The following is a 6,450-nucleotide window of genomic DNA, read 5'->3' as shown; positions in this document are numbered from 1 at the left end:
TCTTTTAGACCTTCCTGTAGCTTACTGACTTGCTCCGACGTTAAAAAGTTTTTAGCTGCTGGTGGCATAGTTGCTTTTAAACGACTTCCTCTTCTTATTATGCAACTTAAGTGCCGATTAGCTTACCTAACGCTGCCAGGTGTATGGACAACTGGAAGTGCAAGGAGTTGTTGTAGGTGTCGTATAGCCCTTGGTGTGGTAAGTTAAACTGACCTTCAGTTTGGACACCAAAGAAATTTCTGGCGTTGAGCATCTCTTTGATGCTGTGACCAATGCCGAAGTTAGTCCGGTACTGGTGGCCAGCAACAATAAAGATAACTGCGATCGCTAAATGGTGATGAGCCATATCGGTCAGCCATAGCGATTCCGTCTGGGGATGAAAACCGCCCAAAAAAGTCAGTATTGCCGTCCCTGCGCCTTGAGATGTGCCAAACAAATGCCCTGATGTATCAGCATTCTGGGCATAAACACCCCAATCCCCTCTCCAAAAGGGTGCCAAACCTGCTGGGTGTGGCAAGGTAGTCAGGAAATTTTCCCAACCAACATGAACACCGCGAGATTCGGGAATGGCAACGTGAACAAGGTGTCCCGCCCAAGCCAAAGAGCTAACACCAAACAAACCTGCTAGGTGGTGATTCAGGCGAGGTTCAGCACTCTTGAACCAAGCCAAGCTAGGACGGTACTTGGGTTGCAAGTGCAGCCAACCAGCAAACAGAAATAACGCTGCTAACAGCAACAAGAACACTGAACCCTGGTAAAGGTCACTGTTTGTCCGCATCCCAATGGTATACCACCAGTGGTAGACACCAGAGTAAGCAATGTTAACAGGATGGTTAGCACCCCCTTGAGTAAAAGCTTCTATTGCTGGTTTACCGAAATGAGGGTCCCAAATCGCGTGAGCAATGGGACGAATATGCAGAGGATCTTTAATCCACTGTTCAAAGTTACCTTGCCAGGCTACGTGGAACAGTAAACTAGATGCCCACAGGAAAATGATTGCTACGTGACCGAAGTGAGTTGCAAAAATCTTTTGGTAAAGATTTTCCTCAGTCATGCCATCATGACTTTCAAAATCATTTCCCATAGCCATCGCGTACCAGATCCGACGTGTAGTCGGGTCTTGTGCGAGATCCTGGTTAAACTTAGGATATTTTGTGGCCATGTAATTTAATTACATCTCCCTAAACGCTAATCCAAGTTGCTAGTTCTAATGAGCCAGCAACTTTTTGCAATTGAATCAGCACCCTTTCAGCCTTAAATTGGAGGTTAATCTAATCTAAATAGCAAAAGTTGGTGGTATTGAAGGTAAAACAGTCTTAATTCTTGGACTTACATCCTTAGGCGTATGATGCAATTTATTTCCATAAAAGTAGTAAACTAATTAATGACTACCATTTCCATCTAACTTCTGGAGGATATTATTATTAAATCAACTTGTAGTCTTAAATACAGTTCAAAAGCCGCAAAGGTTAGCAAATTTTTTATTAAAATGAGCTTAATATTTTGTCAAACTATGCCATAGAAAGATTGATTTTCTTGACAGAATGTAAAAAAATATTAAGCTCAAGTTTACAAAGAGACTTATCTGTAAATAGGAAAGGCTTACTATACAATGATTTTAGTGATTTTAACAGATTGCGATTGTAAGCGGTTAATGGACGTAATAATAAGGCTTTGGCGTAATAAGTAGAGATAAATCATCAGTTAGTAAGGTAAAGATAGAAAGAATAAAAACATATTTGTCTCCGTGTGTAATGTTGTTGTTGCTGATGTCTTAATACAGTTCAGTTAAGTAATTTTTATTTTTTATTTCTCTTTGGGGTCTCTACGCCTCTGCGGTAGCCTGCGGCAAGATGCTTTGCCTTACACGGCGGAACTTACACGTTTAAAGTTTTATGGTTGATCTTCATTGACCTATAAACCATTTTAAAGTAGCTACCTGTTGAGGTAATTATCTAGCTCAATTGCTTATTTCCCTTGGTAGATTAAATCAAGATTAAAAAAGACCAATATAACAATATACATAGCTGAAAACTAAACTATAAATTGTTAGTTTGATGCAAAAGATTTATGGTAATATTCAAGGCATCAAAGCTAGTCATTTTAAACAACTACAACAGCTTTATGAACAAAATCAACCAGCAGATAGATTAATTACGCCAGAATTTGCTCAAGCTTTAGCTGCAATCACTCAACAACGCCCTCATCCTCAAACAGTAGTCGGTAAGGGAAAAATTCAAGAAATCACCCTTTTGGCTCACAAACTAAGAGCTAATCTAATCGTTTTTGACCGAGATATTTCTGCATCTCAAGCCCGCAATTTGGAACAATAAATAGGCATCGGAGTTATAGACCGCACAGAAGTAATTCTGGATATTTTCGCTCAACGCGCTCGCACTCAAGTAGGTTTAGAGACTTTAGGGAGATCCAATAAATAAATCAGCCCAGCCGTCGCTTTCGCCCTCAAGGCGAAAGCGCCTAGATATCTCGGTTTTGCCAAAAATATTATTGATACGGCTGAGCTGATTTATTCTTGGCAAGTGCCTTAAAGGTGCGATCGCTGCAACTAATTGACGAAAGAGTTAAAACGATTGCAATCCCACAGAATTCATACTAACAGCAAGGAATTATATGACACCGACCATCATTGTTCACGGTGGGGCAAAAACCATTACAGACGATAAAGTTGCAGCCAACAATGCAGGCTGTACAGCAGCAGCAGAAGCTGGTTGGGCAGTGCTAATCAGTGGAGGTAGCGCCGCAGAAGCTGTTGAAGCAGCTATTCGAGTTCTGGAAACTGACCAGACATTTAACGCTGGTCTTGGTGCAACTCTCAACAGCGACGGAGAAGTGGAATTAGACGCGGCGATGATGGAAGGCTCACTAAGTTGGGGAGCGATCGCAGCAGCTCAGGGCATCCGTCATCCCATCTCGGTTGCACGGAAGGTTATGGATGACAAACCCAGGCTACTAGTGGCGCGAGGTGCAGAACGCTTTGCCGCAGACAATGGAGCCGAAATGTGCAAAAAAGATGATTTGATAGCTGATGAACAGTGGCAGGAGTGGAAGGAGGATCAAAAAGTAATTGATCGCCCCAACACTGTAGGTTGCGTGGCTTTGGATGCTAGCGGCATCCTCGCTGCTGGCACTTCAACTGGTGGAACTACTAAGCAGCAACAAGGTCGCGTCGGTGACACTGCGCTTGTTGGTTGTGGCTTATACGCTGATAATAAAATCGGCGGTTGCTCAACAACAGGTGATGGCGAGTCAATTATCCCCGTGGTTTTGGCTAAAACTGCGATCGATTTCTTGACTGGAGACAGACATCCAGACGAAGCAGCACAGATGGCCATTGACGCTTTAGCTTCTAAGGTTAAAGGTGAAGCTGGATGCATCCTCATAGACCGTCAAGGACGTTTTGGCTGGGCATATAACTCCTCACACATGGCTTGTGCTTATATGACTCAAGGGCAAGAGCAAGTGGCTGCGTTTACTAAAAAATAACTCATCTAGAGATAGCGGTTCCCATTCAGATAGGGTACAACATTATATTGCAAGGTGTAGGGGCACGCCAGTGCCCGTGCCCTTACGGGTGTACCTCACGTAAACGAGAACCGCTATAGGAATAACTATCGTGTAGGTTGGCTTTCGCAATAGCAAAAGTCAATTCACTTCATATCTACCAATATTAGGAATTAGTAATACTTTGCATTTTGAGACAGGATGAAAGCAGTATTTATGAGTTACGATTACGACCTTTTAATTATTGGTGCAGGTTCAGCAGGTCTTGCAGCAGCTAAACGAGCTACTTCTTATGGTGTCCATGTAGGAATTGCAGAACAAGCAGACGTGGGCGGTGCTTGTATAAATTACGGATGTATTCCTGAAAAATTAATGGCTTATGCTGCTAACTTTTCCAGCCTTTTTTCTCATGCAATATCTTATGGATGGAGTGAATTCCATAGTAACTTTGACTGGTCGAAATTTATAGCAGCTAAAGACCAGAAAGTTGAACAACTCCATCAATTGCACATTAAATATCTTAAAGAATCAGGAGTAGATTTTATTAAAGGTCGTGCTAGTTTTGTAGATGCTCATACTTTAGACATTGATGGAAGACAAATAACCGCAGATAAAATTTTGATTACGGTAGGCGCACAACCTTTAAAGCCAAATATACCGGGGATAGAATATACTATTACTCCAAAAGAACTCTTTCAGATGAACATATTACCCAAGCATATCGCTATTATTGGAGGAGATTACACTACTGTAAAAACTGCTGGAAGTTTGAATAAATTAGGTGTTAAAGTTACATTAATTACTGATTTACCTCAAATCTTGCCTGCTTGTGACCAAGATTTTATTTTTTGCATTACAGATATCATGAGTCAGGCTGGAATTGAAATTCTCACTAATACTAAACTAGATATAATTAAAAAAGCAGGAAATAAATTAGACGTATTTTATTCTAATCATGAGAACAATATTTTAAATTGTGATACAGTTTTAAGTTTAATATTGTTGTTACCAAACTTAAATAATCTATATTTAGATAAAGCTGGTATTAAGGTGTCTCAAAAAGGTGCAATTATGGTGGATAAATATAGTTGTACTACACAAGCTAATATTTTTGCTGTAGGCGATTGCATTGACAGGCTACAACTTACACCTGTTGCTATTGCTGAAGCTCGTGCATTTGTTGAGACTGAATTTGGTAATAAACCTCAAATTTTGAGTTATGAATTAGTGCCTATTACTGTTTCTTTCATTCCTGAAGCTGCTACAGTTGGACTGGCAGAAACTCAAGCACGCGAAAAATTTGGTGAATCTATCCACTGTTACTATGAGAAATTTCAACCACTTTTTTATAGTTTGAATGAGCATAATGAAAAAAGTTTCATTAAATTAATTGTAGAAAGTAATTCAGAGCGGGTTTTGGGCGTTCACATGGTGGGTGACTCTGCAACAGAAATTATTCAAACTATTGCTGTAGCTATGAAGTTAGGCGCTACCAAAAAGGATTTAAATAATAATATTGGAATTCATCCATCAAGTGCTGAGGAAATTTTTTCTGTATAAAAAATAACGAGAATGTTAAAGTTATCTCTCATCTCCTGATTTTACATAATAGTTTTATTTTTTTTTGTTTTCTACATTAAATACAAAAAAATAACAGGTAGAATTTGTATAACTTTTATGATCAGAAAAACTGTTCTTTGGATTATATGGCTGGGCTTTGTTGCCTACAGTATATTACTAGCGCCAGTCGATCAACCAGACACATGGTCTTTAGGATGGAAGCTTTTAACACTTCAATGGGAAAAACTAAATGCCATTATCCCAACAATATTTTGCTTAATGGGTATTTGGCCGATGATCTACGCTTGCTTAATGTTTGCTGATGGCAGAATGCAAAACTTTCGTGCTTGATCTTATTTTATCGGCTCTAATTTCACAGGTGTAATTTGTCTCTTACCTTACTTAATTTTTCGGAAGTTTAATCAAGAATTTTATGGCATGAAAGATAAGTTGCTTTTAAGTCTTGATAGACGAAACACAGGAGTTAGTTTGCTAGTTGCTACTGTTGCTTTATTTAGTTATGCAGTAATCGCTGGAAATTGGGAAGATTATATTCAGCAGTTCTTACATAGACCATTTGTTCACCTCATCAGTCTAGATTTTTGTCTGATGTGCTTAATATTTCCAATCACTTCATTATTGGATGATGATATGGCACGTCGAGGAGTCAAAGATAAACGTATTTTTTGGGCTGTTGCTCTTGTACCGTTGTTTGGACCATTAGTATATTTATGTTTGCGTCCGTCATTACCAGAAATTTCTTTAAAAGAGTTCCCAGTTACTTGAAATAAATTGCATTGCGTGTTTTAGAATACAGGCTATTTTTACAAAAACTCTAGGAGCGATCGCGGTTCCTGAATCAGAATCAAAGGATTAACCAACATTCCTACAGAAATTTCGATAAATAATTTACGACGTAGTACAAAGGCTTTTGGCTAAGTAATTGCTCAACTTATGCTTTCAAAGTTGCTCATCTTATCCTTACAGTGGCACGAAAAACCCCCTGTTGCTAAAGCTTACAATGACAAAGACCGGAATAACTTTATCTTTGGCTAGAATCCCCAAGCTGAACTTTGGAACGGCCCTTTGGCGATGATTGGCTTTTTGTGCGCCGCCCTAATTGAACTATTTTCTGGTCAAGGCTTCCTTCACTTTTGGGGTCTTCTGTAGGTCAGCAGTTGCTCTGGTGGTGGTTTAATAGTGGTCACGGTATCACTGTTTGATACATTTTGAGCGATATCCGTTCCTCAGCTCCCAATACGGTTCGGTTAAGCTCTAAGCAGTATTGATTACAGAAAAAGTAAGTGTTTCCAATTTAACTCCTGCCCCCTTATGTACTGGCTTCTTGGACGGAAACTTAGCCCTAGT

Annotated in this window: 5 protein-coding genes and 2 pseudogenes; 6 read left to right on the top strand and 1 reads right to left on the bottom strand. The window is 39.7% G+C overall.

Annotated features, from left to right (window positions below; translation table 11 throughout):
• Nucleotides 1-124 precede the first annotated feature (124 nt).
• A pseudogene (locus H6G97_RS42950) lies at nucleotides 125-1,162 on the bottom strand (photosystem I psaA/psaB family protein); the annotation flags it as partial.
• Between the two features lie 895 nt (nucleotides 1,163-2,057).
• On the opposite strand from H6G97_RS42950, the gene H6G97_RS55135 reads away from it, so the two are divergent.
• The 6 genes and pseudogenes from H6G97_RS55135 to H6G97_RS56305 all read left to right on the top strand — a co-directional run.
• A complete protein-coding gene (locus H6G97_RS55135) occupies nucleotides 2,058-2,333 on the top strand; it encodes an HflX-like GTP-binding protein (protein WP_479684980.1) in 276 nt (91 codons plus the stop codon).
• 298 nt (nucleotides 2,334-2,631) lie between these two features.
• Nucleotides 2,632-3,504 carry an isoaspartyl peptidase/L-asparaginase family protein gene (locus tag H6G97_RS42940; RefSeq protein ID WP_190946635.1) on the top strand — a complete coding sequence of 291 codons (873 nt, stop codon included), beginning with the start codon at nucleotides 2,632-2,634 and terminating at the stop codon, nucleotides 3,502-3,504.
• A 234-nt stretch (nucleotides 3,505-3,738) separates the two neighbouring features.
• On the top strand, nucleotides 3,739-5,082 hold the full coding sequence (gene gorA, locus H6G97_RS42935; protein WP_190946634.1) for a glutathione-disulfide reductase: 1,344 nt from the start codon (nucleotides 3,739-3,741) through the stop codon (nucleotides 5,080-5,082).
• 117 nt (nucleotides 5,083-5,199) lie between these two features.
• Nucleotides 5,200-5,433, top strand: a complete 234-nt coding sequence (locus tag H6G97_RS54005; protein ID WP_242055987.1) for a hypothetical protein — start codon at nucleotides 5,200-5,202, stop codon at nucleotides 5,431-5,433.
• Between the two features lie 87 nt (nucleotides 5,434-5,520).
• The gene (locus H6G97_RS54000) at nucleotides 5,521-5,868 is read left to right on the top strand and encodes a hypothetical protein (RefSeq protein WP_242055986.1); all 348 of its coding nucleotides are present in this window, start codon (nucleotides 5,521-5,523) and stop codon (nucleotides 5,866-5,868) included.
• Between the two features lie 273 nt (nucleotides 5,869-6,141).
• Nucleotides 6,142-6,252 (top strand): annotated as a pseudogene (locus H6G97_RS56305) (high light inducible protein); the annotation flags it as partial.
• Nucleotides 6,253-6,450: the final 198 nt, after the last annotated feature.

It is taken from the genome of Nostoc flagelliforme FACHB-838 (assembly GCF_014698065.1).
Classification (GTDB): domain Bacteria; phylum Cyanobacteriota; class Cyanobacteriia; order Cyanobacteriales; family Nostocaceae; genus Nostoc; species Nostoc flagelliforme_B.
The sequence above is the reverse complement of the archived record's forward strand: the minus strand, read 5'-3'. Positions and strand labels throughout refer to the sequence as shown.